General features: G+C 73.0%; 3 protein-coding genes and 1 pseudogene. 3 read left to right on the forward strand and 1 reads right to left on the reverse strand.

Features of this window, described 5'->3' with window-relative positions; translation table 11 throughout:
* The coding region (locus tag BGN98_RS10805; RefSeq protein WP_288121385.1) for an AfsR/SARP family transcriptional regulator at positions 1-250 on the reverse strand (250 nt) is incomplete at its 3' end.
* 70 nt (positions 251-320) lie between these two features.
* Between BGN98_RS10805 and BGN98_RS10810 the strand changes: the two genes are divergently transcribed.
* From BGN98_RS10810 to BGN98_RS10820, 3 genes and pseudogenes are all read left to right on the forward strand, one after another.
* Positions 321-1,778, forward strand: coding sequence for a protoporphyrinogen/coproporphyrinogen oxidase (locus tag BGN98_RS10810; RefSeq protein ID WP_288121386.1), 1,458 nt, complete (start codon positions 321-323; stop codon positions 1,776-1,778).
* A 109-nt stretch (positions 1,779-1,887) separates the two neighbouring features.
* On the forward strand, positions 1,888-2,283 hold the full coding sequence (locus tag BGN98_RS10815; RefSeq protein ID WP_036285681.1) for a hypothetical protein: 396 nt from the start codon (positions 1,888-1,890) through the stop codon (positions 2,281-2,283).
* 1 nt (position 2,284) lies between these two features.
* Positions 2,285-2,468, forward strand: a pseudogene (locus tag BGN98_RS10820) (phage holin family protein); the annotation flags it as partial.

The raw sequence follows: 2,468 nt of genomic DNA on the forward strand, positions 1-2,468 counted from the left end.
GGTAGCCGCCGGACACCGCCTCGATCGTCGCCGAGCCGAGGGCGCGGCGCAGACGCGAGACGAGGGACTGCACCGCGGCGCGCGGATCGTCGGGTGCATCGACCGGCCAGAGGTCGTCCGCCAGTGCTCGCACGGACACCGCGGCGCCCGCATCGACCGCGAGACGGAACAGCAGGCTCTCCTGCCCGCGACCGCGCGCCGGAAGAGGCCCGGCATCCCACGCCGGTCCGCCGAAGTAGGTGAGCCGCACGGCTCCACTCTAGGTGCGAGGCGCCACCTCCCTTCCGGCCCTCTCCACGACGCGGTGAAAGGATGGGGGCGTGTCCGACAAGCCTGCAGCCGACCTCGCCGACCGTGCCCGCACCACCCGGGTCGTGGTGATCGGTGGGGGGATCGCAGGTCTGGTCGCCGCGTGGGAGTGCGCTCGCATCGGCATGCCCGTCACGCTCATCGAACAGCAGCCCCGGCTCGGCGGCCGGATCGAGACGGACGAGCTGGACGGCATCACCGTCGATCTGGCCCCCGAAGCGTTCTCGCTCTCGGCGCCCGCGCTCGCCGGCCTCCTCGACGAGCTGGGACTGCGCGCCGAGGTGGAGCCGGCGCGCGAGGGCTCGGTCGCCGTGGCGCTCGCCACCCCCGGTGGCCCACGCGTGGTCACGCTGCCACCGAATCGGGCCGGCATCCCGGCCAACGTGTGGGCCGAACCGGTGCGCGCCCTCGTGGGCGGTCGGGGGGTGTGGCGGGCCTACCTCGATCGGTTGCGGCCTCCGTTGACCATCGGTCGTGAGCGCAGCCTGGGTGCGCTCGTGCGCTCACGCATGGGCGCGCGCCTGCGTGATCGCCTCGTCGCCCCCCTCACTCTCGGCACCTGGGGTGTCGATCCCGACCAGATCGATGTGGACCTCGCCGTTCCCGGCCTCAGCGCCGCGCTGACCCGCGCGGGCTCGCTCGCCGGCGCGGTCGGCCAACTGCTGCCCGACGACGCCGCGACGAGAGGTCCGCGCCGGGCGCGGTTGCGAGGCGGGCTGACACAGCTGGTCACGGCGCTCACCGAGCGACTGCTGCTGCTCGACGCCGACCTGCGGGTGAACCACCGCGCACGGGGCCTGACGCGAACGCCGGACGGCTGGCTGGTCCATCTCGACCCCGCGGACCCGCGGGACGAGGCCGAGCTTTCCTCCGCGCAAGAGTCCGCGGAGCCGCTGCCCGCGGATATCGTCGTGCTGGCCGCCGGGGCGGCGACCTCCGCCGCTCTCCTGCGTGGGCACGGCATCGTCCTCGAGGCTGCGCCCCTGCCCGTGCGCGACGTCGTGACCCTCGTGATGGATGCCGGGACCGCCGCCTCCGACGGTCCCGCGACGATCTATCCCGTGCCGGGAGCGATGGCGGCGGCATCCGTCATCGACGTCGGCTCCGCGTGGGCGGGTGTGCGTGCCCACGCCGGGCCCGGTCGGCGGGTGCTTCGGCTGACCTTCGATGCGGCACCGGCGGACGATGCCACCGACCTCATCGCACGCGCCGCCGCCGACGCTGCGCAGTTGTGGCCCGGAATCGGAGGCGTTCGCGCGGCTGCGCAACGGCGTGCGACGCTCGCACCGCCGGCATCCGTCCTCGGTCACGACCAGCGCACCGCCGCGACCCGTGCGGCGATCGGTCGTCGGCACGGTCTCATCGCGGTCGGCGAGGACCTCGCCGGCGGGGGCGTATCCGCCATCGTCGCCGACACCCTTGCCGAGGTGGAACGCGTCCGCCACGACGCGCTGTGGACGCGCTCCTAGCACACGCCTCCCGTCAGGGCCAGCCCCGGGACCGGAGGATGCCGGAATCGGAATATTGCGACTACTCTGGAGTCACGAAGCACTCCCAGCACGGACGTGAGGAGACGCCATGAAGGGCAAGATCGGAATCGTCGTGGGACTCGCCGCGGGCTACGTGCTCGGGTCGCGCGCCGGCCGCGAGCGCTACGAGCAGATCAAGGCGGGGTACCTCAAGATCTGGAACACCGCCCCGGTGCAGAAGCAGGTCGCCGCCGTCAAGGACCTCGGCAAGAGCGCCGCCCTCGCCCTGCCGAGCGCCCTGTGGGACGGAGCGGTCAAGGTCACCCGTGCGGCGAGCCGCAACGGCACGCCGGGGCAGAAGCTCGACTCCGCGATCCGCGCGGGCCGGGCCTCGGCCGACGAGGTCACCCGCGGAGCGGAGAAGACGGCCGCAGAAGTGAAGAAGGCCGCCGACAAGGCCGTCGCGGACGCGAAGGCCGCGGCCAAGAAGGCAGCGGACGACTGACATGGCGACGCCTCGGGGATTCCGCGACCGCGCCGATGACAGCCTGCTGACTCTCGTCGGCGAGGTGCCGGAGCTCGTCCGCAACCTGGTGGTCGCCGAGATCGACTCGGCCAAGACGTGGGCCAAGAAGGCGGGCAAGGATGCCGGCATGGGCGGTGTCTGGTTCATCGTCGCTCTGTTCTTCC

This window comes from Microbacterium sp. 69-7 (genome assembly GCF_001897985.1).
GTDB classification, from domain to species: Bacteria; Actinomycetota; Actinomycetes; order Actinomycetales; family Microbacteriaceae; genus Microbacterium; species Microbacterium laevaniformans.

What these genes read in the sequence shown, in the direction of transcription:
- BGN98_RS10815 (WP_036285681.1), top strand. Translation starts at nt 1,888, where the DNA reads ATGAAGGGCAAGATCGGAATCGTCGTGGGACTCGCCGCGGGCTACGTG.